The organism is Pseudomonas sp. S3(2024) (genome assembly GCF_036861315.1).
Lineage (GTDB): Bacteria > Pseudomonadota > Gammaproteobacteria > Pseudomonadales > Pseudomonadaceae > Aquipseudomonas > Aquipseudomonas putida_A.
In genome coordinates this window covers 181,814-204,178 of sequence record NZ_JAZAQQ010000010.1, presented here as the reverse complement: position 1 = coordinate 204,178, position 22,365 = coordinate 181,814, and the positions used below count along the sequence as shown (strand labels likewise).

Annotated in this window: 16 protein-coding genes; 9 read left to right on the top strand and 7 right to left on the bottom strand. The window is 61.1% G+C overall.

The window, feature by feature from the left end; all coding sequences use genetic code 11:
* Positions 1-11: 11 nt before the first annotated feature.
* Both VLA07_RS23075 and VLA07_RS23070 read right to left on the bottom strand, forming a co-directional pair.
* Positions 12-1,550 (bottom strand): NCS1 family nucleobase:cation symporter-1, encoded by a 1,539-nt coding sequence (locus VLA07_RS23075; RefSeq protein WP_333991621.1) that lies wholly within the window; start codon positions 1,548-1,550, stop codon positions 12-14.
* A 581-nt stretch (positions 1,551-2,131) separates the two neighbouring features.
* On the bottom strand, positions 2,132-2,866 hold the full coding sequence (locus VLA07_RS23070) for a phosphoadenylyl-sulfate reductase (protein ID WP_003223260.1): 735 nt from the start codon (positions 2,864-2,866) through the stop codon (positions 2,132-2,134).
* 163 nt (positions 2,867-3,029) lie between these two features.
* Here VLA07_RS23070 and thrH point away from each other — a divergent pair, with 163 nt between their 5' ends.
* Positions 3,030-3,647, top strand: a complete 618-nt coding sequence (thrH, locus tag VLA07_RS23065; protein WP_145593250.1) for a bifunctional phosphoserine phosphatase/homoserine phosphotransferase ThrH — start codon at positions 3,030-3,032, stop codon at positions 3,645-3,647.
* A 95-nt stretch (positions 3,648-3,742) separates the two neighbouring features.
* Here thrH and pabB read toward each other — a convergent pair whose 3' ends face one another.
* The 4 genes from pabB to rloA form a co-directional block, all read right to left on the bottom strand.
* Positions 3,743-5,086 carry an aminodeoxychorismate synthase component I gene (pabB, locus tag VLA07_RS23060; RefSeq protein ID WP_333991620.1) on the bottom strand — a complete coding sequence of 448 codons (1,344 nt, stop codon included), beginning with the start codon at positions 5,084-5,086 and terminating at the stop codon, positions 3,743-3,745.
* Between the two features lie 215 nt (positions 5,087-5,301).
* On the bottom strand, positions 5,302-6,288 hold the full coding sequence (locus VLA07_RS23055; RefSeq protein WP_333991618.1) for an alpha-L-glutamate ligase-like protein: 987 nt from the start codon (positions 6,286-6,288) through the stop codon (positions 5,302-5,304).
* A complete protein-coding gene (gene rloB, locus VLA07_RS23050; protein ID WP_007960894.1) occupies positions 6,288-7,823 on the bottom strand; it encodes an osmotic stress tolerance membrane protein RloB in 1,536 nt (511 codons plus the stop codon). The genes VLA07_RS23055 and rloB overlap by 1 nt, the downstream gene beginning before the upstream one ends.
* Positions 7,824-7,828: 5 nt before the next feature.
* Positions 7,829-8,365: a retropepsin-like aspartic peptidase RloA gene (gene rloA / locus VLA07_RS23045; RefSeq protein WP_025110318.1), complete on the bottom strand. Its 537-nt coding sequence runs from the start codon at positions 8,363-8,365 to the stop codon at positions 7,829-7,831.
* Between the two features lie 301 nt (positions 8,366-8,666).
* On the opposite strand from rloA, the gene VLA07_RS23040 reads away from it, so the two are divergent.
* The 6 genes from VLA07_RS23040 (at position 8,667) to prpD (ending at position 17,450) form a co-directional block, all read left to right on the top strand.
* A complete protein-coding gene (locus tag VLA07_RS23040; RefSeq protein ID WP_169432611.1) occupies positions 8,667-9,389 on the top strand; it encodes a GntR family transcriptional regulator in 723 nt (240 codons plus the stop codon).
* On the top strand, positions 9,386-10,279 hold the full coding sequence (gene prpB / locus VLA07_RS23035; protein WP_333991614.1) for a methylisocitrate lyase: 894 nt from the start codon (positions 9,386-9,388) through the stop codon (positions 10,277-10,279). The genes VLA07_RS23040 and prpB overlap by 4 nt, the downstream gene beginning before the upstream one ends.
* A gap of 137 nt (positions 10,280-10,416) precedes the next feature.
* Positions 10,417-11,544, top strand: coding sequence for a bifunctional 2-methylcitrate synthase/citrate synthase (prpC, locus tag VLA07_RS23030; RefSeq protein ID WP_027613297.1), 1,128 nt, complete (start codon positions 10,417-10,419; stop codon positions 11,542-11,544).
* Positions 11,545-11,750: 206 nt separating this feature from the next.
* Complete coding sequence (acnD, locus tag VLA07_RS23025; protein ID WP_333991613.1) at positions 11,751-14,345, top strand: Fe/S-dependent 2-methylisocitrate dehydratase AcnD; 2,595 nt, start codon at positions 11,751-11,753, stop codon at positions 14,343-14,345.
* A gap of 54 nt (positions 14,346-14,399) precedes the next feature.
* Positions 14,400-15,602 (top strand): 2-methylaconitate cis-trans isomerase PrpF, encoded by a 1,203-nt coding sequence (gene prpF, locus VLA07_RS23020; protein ID WP_333991612.1) that lies wholly within the window; start codon positions 14,400-14,402, stop codon positions 15,600-15,602.
* Positions 15,603-15,965: 363 nt separating this feature from the next.
* Positions 15,966-17,450 carry a 2-methylcitrate dehydratase gene (gene prpD, locus VLA07_RS23015; RefSeq protein WP_333991611.1) on the top strand — a complete coding sequence of 495 codons (1,485 nt, stop codon included), beginning with the start codon at positions 15,966-15,968 and terminating at the stop codon, positions 17,448-17,450.
* 204 nt (positions 17,451-17,654) lie between these two features.
* On the opposite strand, the gene ppsR is transcribed toward prpD, so the two are convergent.
* Positions 17,655-18,473 (bottom strand): posphoenolpyruvate synthetase regulatory kinase/phosphorylase PpsR, encoded by an 819-nt coding sequence (gene ppsR / locus VLA07_RS23010; protein WP_007960912.1) that lies wholly within the window; start codon positions 18,471-18,473, stop codon positions 17,655-17,657.
* Between the two features lie 174 nt (positions 18,474-18,647).
* On the opposite strand from ppsR, the gene ppsA reads away from it, so the two are divergent.
* Positions 18,648-21,023 (top strand): phosphoenolpyruvate synthase, encoded by a 2,376-nt coding sequence (ppsA, locus tag VLA07_RS23005; RefSeq protein ID WP_096797095.1) that lies wholly within the window; start codon positions 18,648-18,650, stop codon positions 21,021-21,023.
* A 187-nt stretch (positions 21,024-21,210) separates the two neighbouring features.
* Positions 21,211-22,200, top strand: a complete 990-nt coding sequence (locus VLA07_RS23000; RefSeq protein ID WP_027613293.1) for an alpha/beta fold hydrolase — start codon at positions 21,211-21,213, stop codon at positions 22,198-22,200.
* The last annotated feature ends 165 nt before the right edge of the window (positions 22,201-22,365 follow it).

Here is a 22,365-nt window from a genome sequence, read left to right as displayed (position 1 = left end):
CCGCAAGGAAGTTAATGGCTGACGTTGTCGACGGCGATCGATTCGCCGCTGACGTCGGCGTAGTGCGGCTGACGTTTGGCGATGATCAGGTAGAGCATCGCGGCAATGCCGGCGCCCACCAGCCAGGAGAACGGCGAGATGCTGTGGAAGCCCGGCACCAGCGCCAGGACAATGGCGATCAACGCTGCCGGAACGAACGCCGCCACCGCGCGGAAATTCACTCCGTGGCTGTAGTAATAAGCGCCGTTGGGATCTTCGCTGTACAACTGCGGGACGTTGATCCGGCCTTTGCGGATCAGCCAGTAGTCGACCATGATCACCCCGTACAGCGGGCCGAGCAGGGCGCCGAGGCCGGAGAGGAAATACACGATCACCAGCGGGCTGTTGTAGAGGTTCCACGGCAGGATCAGCACGGCGATGGTCGCGCTGATCAGCCCGGCGCGGCGGAAGGTCAGGTACTTCGGCGCCAGGTTGCTGAGGACGAAGGCCGGGGCGACGAAGTTGGCCATGATGTTCACCGCCACGGTGACGATCAGGAACGCCAGGCAACCGAGCACCAGAAAGAACGTGTTAGGGATCGAGGCGATGATTTCGGTCGGGCTTTCGATGATCCGCCCGTTGATCTGAAATTGCGCACCGCAGAGCAGGACGGTGATAGCGGCGAACACCAGAATGTTCACCGGCAGGCCCCAGAAATTGCCGACCTTGATGGTCTTGCGGCACGGCGAAGAACGCGCAAAGTCGCAGAAATTGAGGATCAGCGTGCCGTAGATCGCCAGCCACAGCGCGCCGCCGGCAAAAATGTTGCGCCACATCTCGCCACCGCTCAGCGGTTCGCGGATCGACCAGGCAATCGTGGCGTTGGCCTGGGTGTACATCCACGCGGCGAGGGCGGCGACGGTCAGCAGAATCACCGGGCCGGCAAACGCTTCGTAGCGACGAACCATTTCCATGCCGTAGGCGAGGATCGCCAGTTGCACGAACCAGATCGCTACGAAACACACCCAACCCAGCGTCGACAGGCCGAGGATCGAGTTGTGGTCGTAATCGGCGAAACCGGGATGAATCGCCGTCAGCAACACGCGAAACACCACCGACGCCAGATACGTCTGAATCCCGAACCAGGCGATGGCTATCACCGCGCGAATCAACGCCGGAATCTGCGCGCCGTGGATGCCGAAACTGATCCGGCTGATCACCGGAAACGGCACCCCGGTTTTCTGCCCCATGTAGCCGGACAGGTTCATGAAGAAGTACACCAGCGCCGCGCCGATCCCCAGCGACAGCAGAATCTGCCAGCCGCCCAGGCCCAGGGCGTACAGCCCGATGGCGAACGAGTAGTTGGCGATGTTGTGCACATCGTTGGTCCACAGGGCGAAGATGCTGTATTTGCCCCAGCGCCGACCTTCGGCGCGGGTCGGTGCCAGGTCGCGGTTGTGCAGGCGCGGGCTCAGTTGTAACGGTTCGGCCGGACCGGCATTGGGTAATGGCTGGTCGAGGGCAGAGGCGGGCAGATTCAGCGCGATGTTGTTGGAGAGACTTGTACGCATTCCGGCAGGCTCCTGATGGGCGGGGCCGCGATGACTGTGCATGAGCTCAGGGCTCGACAAATCTTCGTCGCGGCCAGCAGACATCACTGGTTACGGGGCATCTGCAGCCTGTACGGGATAGGGCGCTTCAGGCTTGCGGATCGAAAGTGTGGATTGATGTTTTGCAGTTTTGTATACAAAACATGTATGCACCAAAGCCAGATCTGTGCCAGTCAGCGATCTATGGAGCGTTGCGCTCATTTCGAAAAGTTATCGATGAGCGCTAAGTGTTTGAAAATGATTGGTTATAAATTGACCGATTGAACAGGTATTTATTTTTTGCGGGAGATTTTGCGGAGGTGGCAGAGCGCAGGGGAATTCAGCAGGGATGTAACTTTTCAGGGCGTGAAAGCAAAAAGTGCACACATAAATGGCACCGATGGTGACATTCGTGTGTACACATTTTTTATGGGCACCACGAAGCAAATGTGGGAGCGGGCTTGCTCGCGAAGGCGTCTTTCCAGTCAACAAATCCGCTGACTGGCAGACCGCTTTCGCGAGCAAGCCCGCTCCCACAGGGGTGGACATCATTGGGGCGAGATTTACGCCTTGCTGATGATATTCCCCGCATGCAGCCCGCACTCTTTCTGCGTCGCTTCTTCCCACCACCAGCGGCCTTCGCGCTCGTGCTGGTTCGGCAGCACCGGGCGGGTGCACGGTTCGCAGCCGATGCTGATGAAGCCGCGCTCGTGCAGGCTGTTGTACGGCAGTTCGAGCATGCGGATGTAGCCCCAGATCTCTTCGCTGGTCATCTGCGCCAGCGGGTTGAACTTGTACAGGGTGCGCTCGGGCGTGGAGAACGCGGTGTCGATCTCCAGCACCGCCACCGCGCTGCGGGTGCCCGGGCTCTGGTCGCGGCGCTGGCCGGTGGCCCAGGCTTTGACGCCGGACAGTTTGCGCCGCAGCGGTTCGATCTTGCGGATGCCGCAGCATTCGCCATGGCCGTCCTTGTAGAAACTGAACAGGCCTTTTTCCTTCACGAACGGTTCCAGCTTCGTGTAGTCCGGCGACACCAGTTCGATATCGATCTTGTAGTGCTCGCGCACCTGATCGATGAAGCGATAGGTTTCCGGGTGCAGGCGGCCGGTGTCGAGGCTGAACACCTTGACGTTCTTGTTCAGCTTCCAGGCCATGTCCACCAGCACCACATCCTCGGCACCACTGAAAGATATCCACAGCTCGTCACCGAACTCGGCGAACGCGAGTTTCAGGATGTCTTGGGCGGATTTGTTGGCATAGGTCGTGGCGAGTTCCACGACATCGAACGTTGGGCTCATCAGGGCGGCTTCCTACAGGTCGGTGGCGCTGGGCGCTCTATATGGCGGCGATGTTAACAAAAAGCGGCGGGATAGGGGGCGCCCGCTGCGTTGCGCGGTGGCGGGGGAGTCGCTAGAGTTCGGGCTCGCTCGACTCAATAATCACTACAAACGGGAGTGTCTTGTGGAAATTGCTTGCCTGGATCTGGAAGGGGTACTGGTACCGGAAATCTGGATCGCCTTTGCCGAAAAAACCGGAATCGAATCCCTCAAGGCCACCACCCGGGACATTCCCGATTACGACGTGCTGATGAAGCAGCGTCTGCGCATCCTCGACGAGCACGGCCTGAAGCTCTCGGACATTCAGGAGGTGATCGCCACCCTCAAGCCGCTGGACGGCGCGGTGGAGTTCGTCGACTGGCTGCGCGAGCGCTTCCAGGTGGTGATTCTCTCGGACACTTTCTACGAGTTCTCCCAGCCGCTGATGCGTCAGCTGGGCTTCCCGACCTTGCTCTGCCACCGCCTGATCACTGACGACAGCGGGCGGGTGACCAGTTATCAATTGCGCCAGAAGGATCCCAAACGTCAGTCGGTGCTGGCGTTCAAGAGCCTGTACTACCGGGTGATTGCGGCGGGGGATTCGTATAACGACACGAGCATGCTCGGCGAGGCGGACGCGGGGATTCTGTTCCATGCGCCGGACAACGTGATTCGCGAGTTCCCGCAGTTTCCGGCGGTGCATACGTTTGCCGAGTTGAAGCAGGAGTTCTTGAAGGCTTCTAACAGAGCGTTGAGTTTGTAGTCGTCTGGAAGGGCGCCTTCGCGAGCAAGCCCGCTCCCACATGTGGAATGCATTCCTGATGTGGGAGCGGGCTTGCTCGCGAAGCTTTTAAGCGTTTAAAGGTTTTGCAGGGTGTCGAGCAGAACCTTCACCTTGGTAATCGACTCCTGATACTCCGCCTGCCAGTCCGAATCGGCCACGATCCCGCCGCCACCCCAGCAACACACTTGCCCATCCTTGACCAACAGACTGCGAATCGCGATGGAGCTGTCCATCTCGCCGCGTACGTCCAGGTACAGCAACGAACCGCAATACAAACCGCGCCGGGTCGGTTCCAGTTCATCGATGATCTGCATCGCGCGAATCTTCGGCGCGCCGGTGATCGAGCCGCCGGGGAAACTGCCGGCAATCAGATCCAGCGCATCGCGATCCTCGGCCAGTTCACCGGTCACGCTGCTGACCAGGTGATGCACATTCGGATAGCTTTCCAGGCTGAACAGCTCCGGCACCCGCACCGAGCCGATGCGGCAGGTGCGGCCGAGGTCGTTGCGCAGCAGGTCGACGATCATCAGGTTTTCCGCGCGATCCTTGGGGCTGGCCAGCAGTTCGGCGGCGTTGGCGGCGTCTTCGGCGGGCGTCAGGCCGCGCGGGCGGGTGCCCTTGATCGGACGGGTTTCCACCTGACGCTGGCTGACTTTGACGAAGCGCTCCGGCGACAGGCTCAACACCGCATCGCCGTCGGGCAGGCTCTGAAACCCGGAAAACGGTGTCGGGCAGGCCTCGCGCAACGCGCAATAGGCCAGCCACGGATCGCCCTGACACGGTGCGCGGAAACGCTGGGCGAAGTTGACCTGATAGCAGTCGCCGGCCTGGATGTATTGATGAATGCGTTCCAGCGCCTGGCGATAGTCATCGGCCGACAGATCGGCGGTCATCGGCGTGTCCAGCTTGAACGGCGTCAGCGGCGCTGAAGTCGGTTGGCTGAACAGCGCGATCAGTCGTTGCCGCTCGCTGTCGGCCAGTGACGGGTGAAACACCAGTTGGCTGGTGGCGGTCTGGTGATCGCTGATCAGCGCCCAGTCGTACAGACCGAACCGCGCGTCGGGCAGTTGCAGATCATCCCGGGCCTGGCTCGGCAGGTGTTCCAGATGCCGGCCAAAGTCGTAGCTCAGGTAGCCGATCAGGCCGCCGGCGAACGGCAGGTCATATTCGCCAGGCAGCTGCGCCTCGCCCAGACGGCTCAGGTTATCGCGCAGGCGTTGCAGGAACAGGCTGCCGCTTTCGTCGGGTAACACCGCCAGTTGTGCCAGCGGCCAGGCGCTGAGCAGGTCATAACGGCCACGGTCAGCACTCGGCCGGCCACTGTCGAGCAGCACGGCGCCGGGCGCATGGCGGATGGCCGCGAAGTAGTCGGCGGGATTGGCGCGGTAGGGTAGCGGGTGTACGGAACAGGTCAACATGGGCGGGGCAGATCGGCCATTGAGGCGGGGTGGGGATTGTAGTCCTCTCAGGGAATTGCTCCTAGAGGGGATGTCGGGGATGAGCAGATTGGGGGCAGGGTTGAGTCCTGTAGTGGCGGTAAGTCCGCTATCGCGAGCAGGCTCACTCCTACAATCTGGAATGCGTTCCCCTGTAGGAGTGAGCCTGCTCGCGATAGCCGCGCCTCAGTGCTGGATCAGCCCTCGACCGCCGGAATATGGCCAAACATCTCCTGAGTAAACGCCACCCGTTCTTCAACTGACTCCGTCACCCCACACGCCTTCAGGTCTTCCAGATGCGCCTCGACCGCATGCGTACGCTGGGTCAGCCCGCAATCATTGGCAATCTGGATATTCAGACCTGGCCGCGCATTCAGCTCGAGAATCAGCGGGCCTTTCTCTTGGTCCAGCACCATGTCCACGCCGATGTAGCCCAGGCCACACAGCTCATAGCAACCAGCGGCGAGTTTCATGAAGCCGTCCCAGTAGGGCAGTTGCACGCCGTCCACCGCGTTGGTGGTGTCGGGGTGTTTGTTGATGATGTTGTTCAGCCAGGTGCCGCGCAGGGTCAGGCCGGTGGCGAGGTCGACGCCGACGCCGATGGCGCCCTGGTGCAGGTTGGCCTTGCCGCCGGACTGACGGGTCGGCAGGCGCAGCATGGCCATCACCGGATAGCCCATCAGCACGATGATGCGGATGTCCGGCACGCCTTCGTAGCTGATGCTCTTGAAGATCTGGTCCGGGGTCACCCGGTATTCGATCAGCGCGCGGTCGCGGTGGCCGCCTAGGGAATACAGGCCGGTGAGGATGCTGGAAATGTGGTGCTCCAGCTCTTCGTGGGCGAGGATCTTGCCCGAGACCGTGCGATAGCGGCCCTCGAAGCGGTCGGCGATGACGATGATGCCGTCACCGCCAGCGCCCTGGGCTGGCTTGATCACGAAGTCGTTCCGCCCGCCGATGATCTCGTCGAGCTTGTCGATTTCCTTCTCCGTGGAGATCACGCCGTACAGTTCCGGCACATGAATGCCGGCCTCGATCGCGCGCTCCTTGGTGATGATCTTGTCATCGACGATCGGGTACAGGCTGCGCTTGTTGTACTTGAGCACGTAGTCGGCGTTACGCCGATTGATGCCCATGATGCCCCGCGCCTCCAGGGCCTTCCAGGTCTTCCAGAAACCGAACATCAGGCGTCAGCCTTCTTCAGGAAAGCCTTGAAGCGCACCAGTTCGGTCAGGCGGTAGCCGCGATAACGACCCATCGCCAGCATGAAGCCGACCAGAATCAGCAGGATCGCCGGGAAGGTGAACACGAAGTACACCAGCTCCGGCACGGTCATGATCAGGTGCGCCAGCGAGGCGGCGAACAGGGTGCCGATCGCCACTTTCATGGCATGGCTGGCGCCGCGTTCTTCCCAGGTGATCGACAGGCGTTCGATGGTCATGGTCAGAATCACCATCGGGAACAGCGCCACCGACAGGCCGCGCTCCAGGCCGAGCTTGTGGCTGAACAGGCTGATGGCGGCAATCAGCACCACCACGAAGGTCAACACCACCGACAGGCGCGGCAGCATCTGCAGCTTCAAATGTTCCAGATACGAACGTAACGACAGGCCCAGCGCGGTGATCACGGTAAACAGCAGGATGCCGAAGCCCAGTTGCGTTTCGCGGAAGGCCAGGGCGATCAGCACCGGGGTGAACGTGCCGAGGGTCTGCAGGCCGATCAGGTTGCGCAGGATCAGGATCACCAGCACGCCGATCGGGATCATCACCATGATCATGAACGTCTGCTGGGTCTGCAGCGGCAGGCCGTACAGCGAGTATTCGAGGAAGTTGGCGTCGGTGTTTTCGTCGGTCAGCTTGGCCAGACGAATCGCGTTCATCTCGCTGTTGTTCAGGCTGAAGGTCACGTTGGCTTTCTTCGCGCCCTCGATGGTGATCAGGTTTTCATCACCGGTCCACCACAGCAGGCGGTCGGTCGGCAGGCCTTGCTCGCCGGTTTCCGGGTTGAAGTACAGCCAGTCGTTGCCGTTGAAACTGCGCAGCCACAGTTCCGGGGTTTGCGGCTGATCGGCGACGAGGCGGATGGTGTGGACTTTTTCTACCGGCACGTGAGCGATGGACAGCAGCAGTTCGACGATCTTCGCCTTGTGCGGCGTCGACGGGTCGCCGGCCAGCAGCAGTTTGACGTTGTCATCGTTGGCGTTGTTGACGCGTTTGATGGCTTCGCCGATGAAGGTCTCGACGTCGGCCGAGTGCTGGCGGATCGGCGCGAGCAAGGCTTCGGCGGCGATTTTTTCCGGGCCTTCGATGGCGATGCTGTCGCGGAAGGTCGGGCCTTTGATCTTGGATTTTTCCGCGGTGTAGCGCTTGGTCAGCACCAGACGGTAATAAAGGGTCTGGTTGCCCTTGGCCCGGCGCGCCGACCAGGTGACCTTGCGGTTGCCGTCGACGCGGTTGACTGCCACGCCGTAGTTATTGGAGATAAAGCTTTCGTTGAGGCTGACGTAATCGCGGCTCAGCGGTGGCACGAACATCTGGACCTTCACCGGGTCCTTGGTGCTGGCGACGAACTCGACTTTGGCGTCGATGTTCCACAGGTCGTCGGTAGCGTCTTCGGTCACCGGGATGCCGAGCACGAAAATCTGATAGGCCGTAACCGAAACGCCCAGGAGCACCAGAATGGTGATCAGGATTTTCAGGTGGAAGGTTAGAGAACGCATGGAAATTACTCGGCGGTATGAGCGGCGATGGTGCAGGCAGGTTTGCCGGCAGCGTATTTAAGACTGGGGTCGACCAGCGCGTCGAAGCGTTTCAAGGCTTCGGAGCCGATCAAAAGCGGGTATTGGAACGCACTTCGGTCGGTCAGGTTCACTTCGATGCTGCGCAACGCCGTGCCCATGCAGATATCCAGCTCGATCACCGGGCGCGCGGTGTACTTTTTACCTTCTTCCGGGTCGTAGTCGCCAGCGCGGCGCTTGATCTTGCTGACCCGGGCCAGCGGCCTTTCGATCGGGTGCGAATGCGCGGCGTCGATCGCCAGGTAGAAACGCACCCAGGACTCGCCGTTGCGTTTGAAGCGTTTGATGTCGCGGGCACTCAGTGAGGCGGTCTTGGCGCCAGTGTCGAGTTTGGCCGCGACTTGCAGATTGATGCCGTCAAGCGATGCGTATTCGTTGAGGCCGTACACGGTTTTTTCCCCCGCCGCGGCGAGGCCGGGCAGGCAAAACAGCGCAAAAAATGTGGGGAAGGGCTTGAGTCTCATAAATCCTGGTGCGCAGCGTTCCGTTTTCGGTTCAGGTTCCTGGCAATACTGCGCAAGCTCCTTCGTGTGCCTATCAGCTTTTTATGACAAGCCGTACAAATGGCCAGCAAATGCGGGCGGCATTCTAGCACGGTGGTTTTATGGCGCCAGCGCTCCCGCCGGTCTATACCCCTTGGGTAATCCTGTGGGAGATTGCCTAGGGCTATTAGACGATTGTCGACAATATCCATTTATCCTTTGACTGATGCGGGCTAATTGGCTAGTTTTTGCCGCATTGGATTTGAAGGTGTCGACAATCATGCTGGATCAACTCGATCCCCCGGTCATCAGCGGCGACGATTCCGAGACACTCTCGGAAAACGTCTTCCGGCGCATCCAGGCGGCCATCGTCAAAGGTGAGATCGCCCCAGGCAGCAAGATCTCCGAACCCGAGCTGGCGCGCACTTATGGCATCAGTCGCGGGCCGCTGCGCGAGGCCATTCATCGGCTTGAAGGTCAGCGACTGCTGGTGCGCGTTCCACATGTCGGCGCGCGGGTGGTGTCGCTCAGCCACGCCGAATTGCTCGAACTCTACGAAATCCGCGAATCCCTTGAAGGCATGGCCTGTCGGCTGGCGGCCGAACGCATGAGCGTCGAAGAAATCGACGAACTGCGCCGGGTGCTGGAAACCCACGAGCGCGACGCGGCGTTCCAGGCCGGGGTCGGCTATTACCAGCAGGAAGGCGATTTCGACTTTCACTACCGGATCATCCAGGGCAGCGGCAACCGCACGCTGACGCAAATGCTTTGCGGCGAGCTCTATCAACTGGTGCGCATGTACCGCATCCAGTTTTCCACCACGCCCAACCGCCCGCGTCAGGCCTTCGCCGAACACCACCGGATTCTCGATGCCATCGCCGACCGTGACGGCGAACTCGCGGAATTGTTGATGCGCCGCCACATCGGCGCCTCGAAACGCAACATCGCCCGTCATTACCAGGACGGCGCCGACAATAAGACAGCCACTGAACGAGGTGAGTCATGAGTTCCAAGCAGAACACTCCAGGCCAGCGTTTCCGCGATGCGATCGCCAGCGAGCACCCATTGCAGGTGGTCGGCGCGATCAACGCCAACCACGCGCTGCTGGCCAAGCGCGCCGGTTTCAAGGCGATCTACCTGTCCGGTGGCGGGGTGGCCGCAGGCTCGCTCGGCGTGCCGGATCTGGGCATCACCGGCCTGGATGACGTGCTCACCGACGTGCGGCGCATCACTGACGTCTGCGACCTGCCGCTGCTGGTGGACGTCGACACCGGTTTCGGTTCGTCGGCGTTCAACGTGGCGCGCACCGTGAAGTCGATGATCAAGTTCGGCGCGGCGGCGATTCACATCGAGGATCAGGTCGGCGCCAAGCGCTGCGGCCATCGTCCGAACAAGGAAATCGTCAGCCAGCAGGAAATGGTCGATCGCATCAAGGCCGCGGTCGATGCCCGTACCGACGACAGCTTCGTGATCATGGCGCGCACCGATGCGCTGGCGGTGGAAGGTCTGGAGTCGGCACTGGATCGCGCCGCGGCGTGCATCGAGGCCGGCGCCGACATGATTTTCCCGGAAGCCATCACCGAGCTTGAGATGTACAAGCTGTTCGCCAACCGGGTGAAGGCGCCGATCCTCGCCAACATCACCGAGTTTGGCTCGACGCCGCTGTACACCACCGAGCAACTGGCTGGCGCCGATGTGTCGCTGGTGCTGTACCCGCTGTCGGCGTTCCGCGCGATGAACAAGGCAGCGGAAAATGTCTACACCGCGATCCGCCGCGACGGCACCCAGCAGAATGTCATCGACACCATGCAGACGCGCATGGAGCTTTACGATCGCATCGATTACCACACGTTCGAGCAGAAGCTCGATGCGTTGTTTGCACAGAAGAAAGGCTGAACAAGATCCCCTGTGGGAGCGAGCCTGCTCGCGAAAGCGGTGACTCAGGCAATAACAAAGTGACTGACACGACGCTTTCGCGAGCAGGCTCGCTCCCACACGTTTCCCCTACAAATTCAAGAAAATTGGAGACAGCAATGGCCGAAGCAAAAGTACTCAGTGGCGCCGGGCTCCGTGGCCAGGTTGCCGGGCAAACCGCTCTGTCCACCGTGGGCCAGGCCGGTGCCGGGCTGACTTATCGCGGTTACGACGTGCGTGAACTGGCAGCCGACGCGCAGTTCGAAGAAGTGGCTTACCTGCTGCTGTACGGCGAACTGCCGACCCGCGCACAACTCGATGCCTACCAGCAAAAGCTGAGCAAGCTGCGCGACCTGCCGCAAGCACTGAAAGAAGTGCTCGAACGCATCCCCGCCGACGCCCACCCGATGGACGTGATGCGCACCGGTTGCTCGTTCCTCGGCAACCTCGAGCCGGAGAAAGACTTCTCCGAACAGCGCGACAAGACTGACCGTCTGCTCGCCGCATTCCCGGCGATCATGTGCTACTGGTATCGCTTCAGTCACGACGGCAAACGCATCAACTGCGTCAGCGACGAGCCGACTATCGGCGGCCACTTCCTGCACTTGTTGCACGACAAGAAGCCGAGCGAACTGCACGTCAAAGTGATGAACGTGTCGCTGATCCTTTACGCCGAGCACGAATTCAACGCCTCGACGTTTACCGCTCGCGTTTGCGCATCGACCCTGTCCGACCTGTATTCCTGCGTCACTGCGGCTATCGGTTCGCTGCGTGGCCCGCTGCATGGCGGCGCCAACGAGGCGGCAATGGAAATGATCGAGCGCTTCTCGTCGCCGGAAGAGGCGATCAAAGGCACCCTTGGCATGCTCGAGCGCAAGGACAAGATCATGGGCTTCGGCCACGCGATCTATAAGGACAGCGATCCGCGTAACGAGGTGATCAAGGGCTGGTCGAAAAAACTCGCCGACGAAGTCGGTGACAAGGTGCTGTTCCCGGTCTCCGAAGCCATCGACAAGACCATGTGGGAGCAGAAAAAACTGTTCCCCAACGCCGACTTCTACCATGCCTCGGCGTACCACTTCATGGGCATCCCGACCAAGCTGTTCACGCCGATCTTCGTCTGCTCGCGCCTGACCGGCTGGGCCGCGCACGTGTTCGAACAGCGCGCCAACAACCGCATCATCCGTCCAAGCGCCGAGTACATCGGCGTCGAACAGCGCAAGTTCGTGCCAATCGAACGTCGCTGAATGGTGAGGACTGAACACTGATCTTGAACTGCACCGAAATTCCTGTGGGAGCTGGCTTGCCAGCGATAGCGGTAGGTCAGTCAGCATCTATGTCGGATGTGACTCCGTCATCGCTGGCAAGCCAGCTTCCACAGGGTTCAGTGTGAATTTCAGGGTTGACGTTCGGCCCCACCCTTTGAAACTACCGTGACCCGAGTCCTGACCCGATGAACACAGAATTCCGCAAAAACCTGCCCGGCAGTTCCCTGGATTATTTCGACGTCCGTGCGGCGGTCGAAGCGATTCAGCCCGGCAGCTATGACACCCTGCCGTACACCTCCCGCGTGCTGGCGGAAAACCTCGTGCGTCGCTGCGACCCGGCCACGCTCACCGATTCGCTGAAACAACTGATCGAACGCAAACGCGACCTCGACTTCCCGTGGTTCCCGGCGCGTGTGGTGTGCCACGACATTCTCGGCCAGACCGCGCTGGTCGACCTCGCCGGCCTGCGTGACGCGATCGCCCTGCAGGGCGGTGACCCGGCGCAGGTCAACCCGGTGGTGCCGACGCAACTGATCGTCGACCACTCGCTGGCGGTGGAAGCGGGCGGTTTCGACAAGCAGGCGTTCGAGAAGAACCGCGCCATCGAAGACCGGCGCAACGAAGACCGTTTCCACTTCATCAACTGGACCAAAAAGGCCTTCAAGAACGTCGACGTGATCCCGCCGGGCAACGGCATCATGCACCAGATCAACCTGGAGAAAATGTCCCCGGTGATTCAGGTGCGCGATGGCGTGGCGTTCCCCGACACCTGCGTCGGCACCGACAGCCACACCCCGCACGTCGATGCGCTGGGCGTGATCGCCATCGGCGTCGGTGGCCTCGAAGCCGAGAGCGTGATGCTCGGCCGCGCCTCGTGGATGCGCCTGCCGGAGAGCGTCGGCGTCGAACTGACCGGCAAGCTGCAACCCGGCATCACCGCCACCGACATGGTGCTGGCGCTGACCGAATACCTGCGCAAACAGAAAGTCGTCGGCGCCTGGCTGGAGTTCTTTGGCGAAGGCGCGTCCGCGCTGACCCTCGGCGACCGCGCGACCATCTCCAACATGGCCCCGGAATACGGCGCCACCGCGGCGATGTTCTACATCGATCAGCAGACCATCGACTACCTGAAACTCACCGGTCGCGAAGACCAGCAAGTGCAGCTCGTCGAGCAGTACGCCAAATTGAACGGTCTGTGGGCCGACAGCCTGAAAGGCGCGCGATACGAGCGTGGCCTGAGCTTCGATCTGTCGTCGGTGGTGCGCAACATGGCCGGCCCGAGCAACCCGCACGCCCGTGTGGCGGTAGCGGATCTGGCGGCCAAAGGCATCTCCGGGCAGTGGGATGACGTGCCGGGGCAAATGCCTGACGGCGCGGTGATCATCGCTGCCATCACCAGCTGCACCAACACCAGCAACCCGCGCAACGTGATCGCCGCCGGTCTGCTGGCGCGCAACGCCAACAAGCTCGGCCTGACCCGCAAGCCGTGGGTCAAATCCTCGCTGGCACCGGGGTCGAAAACCGTGGCGCTGTATCTCGATGAGGCGGGGCTGACCACGGAGCTGGAGCAACTCGGTTTCGGCGTCGTCGCGTTTGCCTGCACCACTTGCAACGGCATGTCCGGCGCACTCGATCCGGTGATTCAACAAGAGATCATTGACCGCGATCTGTATGCGACGGCCGTGCTCTCCGGCAACCGCAACTTCGACGGCCGCATTCACCCGTACGCCAAACAGGCGTTCCTCGCGTCGCCGCCGCTGGTGGTCGCGTACGCCATCGCCGGAACCATCCGTTTCGACATCGAGAAAGATGTGCTGGGCGTGGTCGACGGCAAGGAAATCCGCCTGAAAGACATCTGGCCGAGCGACGAAGAAATCGACGCCGTGGTGAAGTCGTCGGTGAAGCCGGAGCAGTTCCGGCAGGTCTACATTCCGATGTTCGCCGTCCACGAAGACACCGGCCCGAAAGTCACGCCGCTGTACGACTGGCGCGAGATGAGCACCTACATTCGGCGTCCGCCGTACTGGGAAGGCGCGCTGGCCGGCGCGCGGCCGCTGAAGGGCATGCGCCCGCTGGCGGTGCTGCCGGACAACATCACCACCGATCACCTGTCGCCCTCCAACGCGATCATGCTCGACAGCGCCGCCGGCGAATACCTGGCGAAAATGGGCCTGCCGGAAGAGGACTTCAACTCGTACGCCACGCACCGTGGCGACCACTTGACCGCGCAGCGCGCGACCTTCGCCAACCCGAAACTGTTCAACGAAATGGTTCAGGAAAACGGCAAGGTCAAACAGGGTTCGCTGGCGCGGGTCGAGCCGGAAGGTAAAGTGATGCGCATGTGGGAAGCCATCGAAACCTATATGGAGCGCAAGCAGCCACTGATCATCATTGCCGGCGCCGACTACGGTCAGGGTTCGTCACGCGACTGGGCGGCCAAGGGCGTGCGTCTGGCGGGTGTCGAAGCGATCGTCGCCGAAGGTTTCGAGCGCATCCACCGCACCAACCTGGTGGGCATGGGCGTTTTGCCGCTGGAGTTCAAACCGGGCACCGACCGCCACACCTTGGCCATCGACGGCAGCGAAACCTACGACGTGATCGGCGCCCGCACCCCGCGCGCCGACCTGACGCTGGTGATCCATCGCAAGTCCGGCGAGCGTGTTGAGGTGCCGGTGACCTGCCGTCTGGATACCGCTGAAGAAGTGTCGATCTACGAGGCCGGCGGCGTGTTGCAGCGCTTCGCCCAGGACTTCCTCGAAGAGTCGGCGGTTGCCGTTTAAATCACGTAGTGCGAGCGCGGGTCGGTTGACCCGCGTTTGCGGATAAGGAGCACCATGGCTCACGCAGCTCATTTCGCACCGCAGATCAAAATCCCCGCCACCTACATGCGCGGCGGCACCAGCAAAGGCGTGTTCTTCAGCCTCAAGGATCTGCCCGAAGCCGCGCAGGTTCCCGGCCCCGCCCGCGATGCCTTGCTGCTGCGGGTGATCGGCAGCCCCGACCCGTACGACAAACAGATCGACGGCATGGGCGGTGCCACGTCGAGCACCAGCAAAACCGTAATCCTGTCGAAAAGCATCAAGGCTGATCACGACGTCGATTACCTGTTCGGTCAGGTCTCCATCGACAAGCCGTTCGTGGACTGGAGCGGCAACTGTGGCAACCTCTCGGCAGCGGTCGGTTCGTTCGCCATCAGCAACGGTCTGGTGGAGGCCAGCCGCATTCCGCACAACGGTGTGGCGGTGGTGCGCGTGTGGCAGGCCAACATCGGCAAAACCATCATCGCCCACGTGCCGATCAGCAACGGCGAAGTGCAGGAAACCGGTGATTTCGAGCTCGACGGCGTGACCTTTCCGGCCGCCGAAGTGCAGGTCGAGTTCATGGACCCGGCGGCGGAAGAAGAGGGTGGCGGCGGTTCGATGTTCCCCACCGGCAACCTGATCGATCAGCTTGAGGTGCCGGGTGTCGGCACGTTCCAGGCGACCATGATCAACGCCGGGATCCCGACGATTTTCGTCAACGCCGCAGACATCGGCTACACCGGCACCGAACTGCAAAGCGCGATCAACAGCGACCCGAAAGCCCTGCAGATGTTCGAAACCATCCGCGCCTACGGTGCATTGCGCATGGGCCTGATTTCCAGTCTGGATGAAGCGGCCAAGCGACAGCACACGCCGAAAGTCGCGTTTGTCGCCAAGCCTGCGGATTACATCGCGTCCAGCGGCAAGGCGATTGCCGCCGCTGATATCGATCTGCTGGTGCGTGCGTTGTCGATGGGCAAGTTGCACCACGCGATGATGGGTACTGCCGCCGTGGCCATCGGCACCGCTGCAGCGATCACCGGCACCCTGGTGAACCTCGCCGCCGGTGGCGTTGAACGCACGGCAGTGCGCTTCGGCCATCCGTCCGGGACCTTGCGTGTCGGAGCCGAGGCCAGTCTGGAAAACGGTGAGTGGGTGGTGAAAAAAGCCATCATGAGCCGCAGTGCCCGCGTCCTCATGGAAGGCTACGTACGCATCCCAGGCGACTCCTTCTGACACTACACCGAACAAAAACTGTGGGAGCGGGCTTGCTCGCGAAAGCGGCGCACCAGGCAAAAATGATGTCGACTGACACTACGTCTTCGCGAGCAAGCCCGCTCCCACATGGATTGCATTTCAACCAGGATAATCAGTCCGCAAAGAAAGCTTTTGTGCCCGGCAATACTTTCTGACACTACACCGAACAAAAACTGTGGGAGCGGGCTTGCTCGCGAAGGCGGCGCACCAGGCAAAAATGATGTCGACTGACACCACGCCTTCGCGAGCAAGCCCGCTCCCACAGGGAATTGCATTTCAAATATAAGAAAATCAGCCTGAACCGAGGTCCCATCAACGAACCACTGCCAGAGTGAATCGAACATGAGCGCCAACGTCGACCAGAACAACCGTCCCGACTACGACCGTGTCCTGCAGGACATCGCCGATTACGTCCTCACCTTCAACGTCGAATCTGCCGAAGCCCTCGACACCGCCCGCAACTGCCTGATGGATACCCTCGGCTGTGGCCTGCTGGCGTTGCGTTTTCCCGAATGCACCAAGCACCTTGGCCCCATCGTCGAGGGCACCGTGGTGCCGTTCGGGGCGCGGGTGCCGGGCACTTCCTATCGCCTCGACCCGGTGAAAGCCGCGTGGGACATCGGCTGCATCGTGCGTTGGCTCGACTACAACGACACCTGGCTCGCCGCCGAGTGGGGGCATCCGTCGGACAACCTCGGCGGAATTCTCGCGGTGGCCGATCACCTGTCGCAAAAACGCGTTGCCAATGGTGAGAAGCCGCTGACGATTCGCGATGTACTTGAAGCGATGATCATGGCCCACGAGATCCAAGGCGTTATCGCTCTGGAAAACTCGTTCAACCGCGTCGGCCTCGACCACGTTCTACTGGTGAAAGTCGCTTCGACCGCCGTCACCGCCAAACTGATGGGGGCCAATCGCGAACAACTGCTGTCGGCGTTGTCCCATGCCTTCGCCGATGGTCAGGCGCTGCGCACCTATCGCCATGCGCCGAACGCCGGCTCGCGTAAATCCTGGGCGGCGGGGGATGCCACCAGTCGCGGTGTGCGTCTGGCCGACGTCGCCCTGCGTGGCGAGATGGGCATTCCCGGAGTGTTGACGGCCAGGCAGTGGGGCTTCTACGACGTATCGTTCAGCCATACCAATAACGATCTGGCGCTCAAGCCAGAAGGCAAACGTGCATTCAGTTTCTCGCGGCCCTACGGCAGTTACGTCATGGAAAACGTGCTGTTCAAGATCAGCTTCCCCGCCGAATTCCATGCGCAAACGGCCTGCGAAGCAGCGGTGACCTTGCATCCGTTGGTGCGCAACCGCTTGCATGAAATCGACCGCATCGTCATCACCACCCATGAGTCGGCGATTCGCATCATTTCCAAGGTCGGACCGCTGGCCAATGCGGCGGATCGCGACCACTGCATTCAGTACATGACCGCCGTGCCGCTGGCGTTCGGCAATCTGCTGGCCGAGCAATACGAGGACGATTTCCACGCTGCGCATCCGATCATCGATGTGTTGCGCGAGAAGATGGTCATCGTCGAAGACCCGCGTTTCACCCGCGAATACCTGGAGGCCGACAAGCGTTCGATTGCCAACGCGGTGCAGGTGTTTTTCAAGGACGGATCGAGCACCGAGAACGTGGTGGTCGAATACCCGATCGGCCACCGTCGCCGCCGCGCCGATGGCATTCCGTTGCTGGAGGACAAGTTTAAGGCCAATCTGCTGACACGATTCACCGGGCAGCGCAGCGGCGAGATCTTCGCGTTGTGCAAGGATCAGGCGCAGCTGGAGGCCACCCCCGTGAATCGTTTTATCGACCTGTTTGTCATCTGACAAAGCGAGCATTGAAGACCCATTGCGGGCGTGAGCCTGCTCACGCTAGCGGTGTGTCAGGCAACATCAATGCTGGATGTGCCGCCGCCTTCGCGGGCAAGCCCGCTCCCACAAGGTTTTGTGCCTGGCACAACATGCATCAACACTCTGAAACCCTGTGGGAGCGAGCTTGCTCGCGAAGGCGCCAAAGCAGACGCCGCCAATCTATTTGAAACGCCGCTCCACACCTTTCTCCACCAGAATCTTCGCCGAAATCTCTTCCACCGAAAAATGCGTGGAGTTGATGTGCGGGATGTTCTCGCGGCGGAACAGGTTTTCCACTTCGCGCACTTCGAATTCGCACTGGGCGTAGCTCGAATAGCGGCTGTTGGGCTTGCGCTCGTTGCGGATCGCGGTGAGGCGGTCGGGGTCGATGGTCAGGCCGAACAGCTTGTGCTGATGGGCGCGCAGGGCGGTCGGCAGGGTCAGACGCTCCATGTCGTCTTCGGTCAGCGGATAGTTGGCCGCGCGGATACCGAATTGCATTGCCATGTACAGACACGTCGGCGTCTTACCACAACGCGACACGCCCACTAGTATCAGGTCGGCCTTGTCGTAATAGTGGGTGCGCGCGCCGTCGTCGTTGTCGAGGGCGAAGTTCACCGCCTCGATGCGCTCCATGTAATTGGAGTTATGCCCGATCGAGTGGGACTTGCCGACGGTGTAGGAAGAATGCTCGGTCAGTTCCTGTTCGAGCGGGGCGAGGAAGGTCGAGAAAATGTCGATCATGAAACCATTGGAGGTTGCGAGAATCTCACGAATGTCCTGATTGACGATGGTGTCGAAGATGATCGGACGGAAGCCGTCGGTTTCAGCGGCTTTGTTGATTTGTTGTACCATGGCCCGCGCTTTGTCCGCGTTGTCGATATACGGCCGCGTGAGCTTGGTGAAGGTAATGTTTTCGAACTGCGCCAGAAGGCTTTGACCCAGGGTTTCGGCGGTAATGCCGGTGCCATCGGAGATAAAGAAAGCAGATCGTTTCATTTGCACCTTGGGCCTTAAGCTAAAGAGTATTTCTGGATATGATAGGCGCGATTTGCCGGCCGCCATTGGCCCGCATTCTCACTTATTTTCCAGGTCCAGGCCATACAGCCGGCCAACGCTCCCCCGAGCCGCCGGTTTCTGAGCTTTTCCAACACAGTTAGTGGAGAGATCACCTTGGTAGAGTACGTAGTTTCCCTCGATAAGCTCGGCAAACACGATGTTGAGCATGTGGGGGGCAAGAACGCATCCCTGGGCGAGATGATCAGCAACCTGGCGGGTGCCGGTGTGTCGGTCCCCGGCGGCTTTGCCACCACCGCGCAGGCCTATCGCGACTTTCTCGAGCTGAGCGGCCTCAACGATCAGATCCACAAGGCTCTCGACGCCCTGGACGTCGATGACGTCAATGCACTGGCCAAGACCGGTGCGCAGATCCGTCAATGGATCATGGACGCCGAATTCCCTGAAAAACTCAATACCGAGATCCGCACCGCGTTCGCCGCGCTGTCGGCCGGTAACCCTGACGTGGCCGTGGCCGTGCGTTCTTCCGCCACCGCCGAAGACTTGCCGGATGCTTCGTTCGCCGGCCAGCAGGAAACCTTCCTGAACATCCGTGGCGTGGAAAACGTTATCCGCGCCGCCAAAGAGGTGTTCGCTTCGCTGTTCAACGACCGGGCGATTTCCTACCGCGTGCACCAGGGCTTCGACCACAAACTGGTCGCCCTGTCGGCTGGCGTGCAGCGCATGGTGCGTTCGGAAACCGGCACCGCCGGTGTGATGTTCACCCTCGATACCGAATCCGGTTTCCGTGACGTGGTGTTCATCACCGGCGCCTACGGTCTGGGCGAAACCGTTGTTCAAGGCGCGGTGAACCCGGATGAGTTCTATGTGCACAAAGGCACCCTGGAAGCCGGTCGTCCGGCAATCCTGCGCCGCAACCTGGGCAGCAAAGCGATCAAGATGATCTACGGCGACGAGGCCAAGGCCGGTCGTTCGGTGAAGACCGTCGATGTCGACAAGGCCGAACGCGCGCGTTTCTGCCTGACCGATGCTGAAGTCAGCGAGCTGGCCAAGCAGGCGATGATCATCGAGAAGCACTACGGCTGCCCGATGGACATCGAGTGGGCCAAGGACGGTGACGACGGCAAGCTGTACATCGTGCAGGCCCGTCCGGAAACCGTGAAAAGCCGCACCCAGGCCAACGTCATGGAACGTTACCTGTTGAAAGAAACCGGCACCGTGCTGGTGGAAGGTCGTGCCATCGGCCAGCGCATCGGCGCCGGCAAAGTGCGGATCATCAAGGACGTCTCGGAAATGGACAAAGTCCAGGCCGGTGACGTGCTGGTCTCCGACATGACCGACCCGGACTGGGAGCCGGTGATGAAACGCGCCAGCGCCATCGTCACCAACCGTGGCGGCCGTACCTGCCACGCGGCGATCATCGCCCGTGAACTGGGGATTCCAGCGGTCGTGGGCTGCGGCAACGCCACCCAACTGCTCAAGGATGGTCAGGGTGTGACCGTGTCCTGCGCCGAAGGCGACACCGGTTACATCTTCGAAGGCGAGCTGGGCTTCGACGTCAAGAAGAACTCCGTCGACGCCATGCCGGAGTTGCCGTTCAAGATCATGATGAACGTCGGCAACCCGGACCGCGCCTTCGATTTCGCGCAGTTGCCGAACGCCGGTGTGGGCCTGGCCCGTCTGGAATTCATCATCAACCGCATGATCGGCGTCCACCCGAAAGCGCTGTTGAACTACGACGGCCTGCCGCAGGAAATCAAGGACAGCGTCGACAAGCGCATCGCCGGTTACAACGATCCGGTCGGCTTCTACGTCGAAAAACTGGTGGAGGGCATCAGCACCCTCGCTGCTGCGTTCTGGCCGAAGAAGGTCATCGTGCGTCTGTCGGACTTCAAGTCCAACGAATACGCCAACCTGATCGGCGGGAAGCTGTACGAGCCGGAAGAAGAAAACCCGATGCTCGGCTTCCGTGGCGCTTCACGTTACATCAGCGAATCGTTCCGTGACTGCTTCGAACTCGAATGCCGCGCGTTGAAACGCGTGCGCAACGAGATGGGCCTGACCAACGTCGAAATCATGGTGCCGTTCGTCCGTACCCTCGGCGAAGCCAGTCAAGTGGTCGATTTGCTCGCCGAAAATGGCCTGGCCCGTGGCGACAACGGCCTGCGCGTGATCATGATGTGCGAACTGCCATCCAACGCGATTCTCGCTGAAGAGTTCCTCGAATTCTTCGACGGCTTCTCGATCGGCTCCAACGACCTGACTCAGCTGACACTGGGCCTGGACCGTGACTCCGGGATCATCGCGCACCTGTTCGACGAGCGTAATCCAGCGGTGAAGAAGCTGCTGGCCAACGCGATTGCCGCGTGCAACAAGGCCGGCAAGTACATCGGCATCTGCGGTCAGGGCCCTTCGGACCACCCGGATCTGGCCAAATGGCTGATGGAGCAGGGCATCGAAAGCGTGTCGCTGAACCCGGACTCCGTGCTGGAAACCTGGTTCTTCCTCGCGGAAGGTCAGGCCCAGGCTTGATCCATATGTGAACGGCCATCCTCCCCTGTGGGAGCGGGCTTGCTCGCGAAGACGGAATAAGATCCGCCACAAATGTTGGCTGATACACCGCTTTCGCGAGCAAGCCCGCTCCCACAAAGGTCGGGGGCTTTGAGATTGAAGTAGGGCGGGCTCCTGTAGATGCCGCCCTTTTTTGTGCAAGAGCATTATGCAAAGCAGCAGCAACCTGTTTCCTGTCGCCCTGATCAGCGCCGAACGACGCGGTGATCTGAGCGAAGACGTGTATCGACTCAAACCCGGCAACAGTCCCGACTGGTCCGTGGAAATCGCCGTTACCCGTTTGGGCATGGCCGACGATACGACACCACGCGGCGTGCCGGTGATTTTGCTGCACGGCAGCTTTTCCAACCGGCGTTTCTGGTTTTCCCCCAAAGGCCTGGGGCTGGGCGCGTACCTGACGCGCCTGGGCTTCGACGTGTGGATCCCGGAGATGCGCGGTCACGGCCTGTCGCAGCGCAACGAGGACTACCGGCGCAACCGCGTGGCTGACTACGCCCGTTACGATCTGCCGGCGATTGCTGCGTTCGTCCGCGAGCAGAGCGGGCAGGTGCCGCACTGGATCGGCCATTCGCTGGGCGGTATCACGCTGGCGGCGGCGCTGGGTGGCGAATACCTCGGCGAGCCGGCCGTGGCCTCGGCGGCGTTTTTCGGCACGCAGGTCAGCCGCACGTACTGGCCGCTGAAGATTCCACCGGTGGAGTGGAGCGGGCGCTTCATTCTCAAGCGTTTCGCGCAGTTGTCCGGCTCACGCCTCAAGCGCGGCCCGGAAGACGAGCCGATCGGGCTGGCGCTGGAAAGCATGCGCTGGTACGGCTTGTTCGGGCGTTTTGGCGACAAGGACAAGGACTGGTGGGCCGGCCTGGCCGAGGTTCAGGTGCCGGTGCTGGCAGTGACCGCGGCGGGCGATCATCAGGATCCGGCATGGGCCTGTCGCAAACTGTTCGAGCAGATCGGCTCCGAGCACAAACAGTTCGTCAATCTGGGGCGCGAGCAGGGTTTCAGCGACAACTTCGGGCATGTCGAGATGTTGGTGAGCAAGGCGGCGCAGGCCGAGGTCTGGCCGCTGGTGGCGCGCTGGTTGAACGATCAGCAGACGCCGTTGCTCGGCGACAAGCCGGATCTTGCCGCTGCGGTCTGAGTCCGGGGCTCTGAAAAGGGCATTTCGTTCAGGTCGGCTTGCGGCTAAGATATGACGCATTGTGCGGTTCTGGTCATATTTGGTGGGTGTTTAGCTATTACGTTTCAGCGTTTGTTCAGGTTCGTTCAGCGACCATTGCATGAACTAAGGTAAACAGCGACCGCC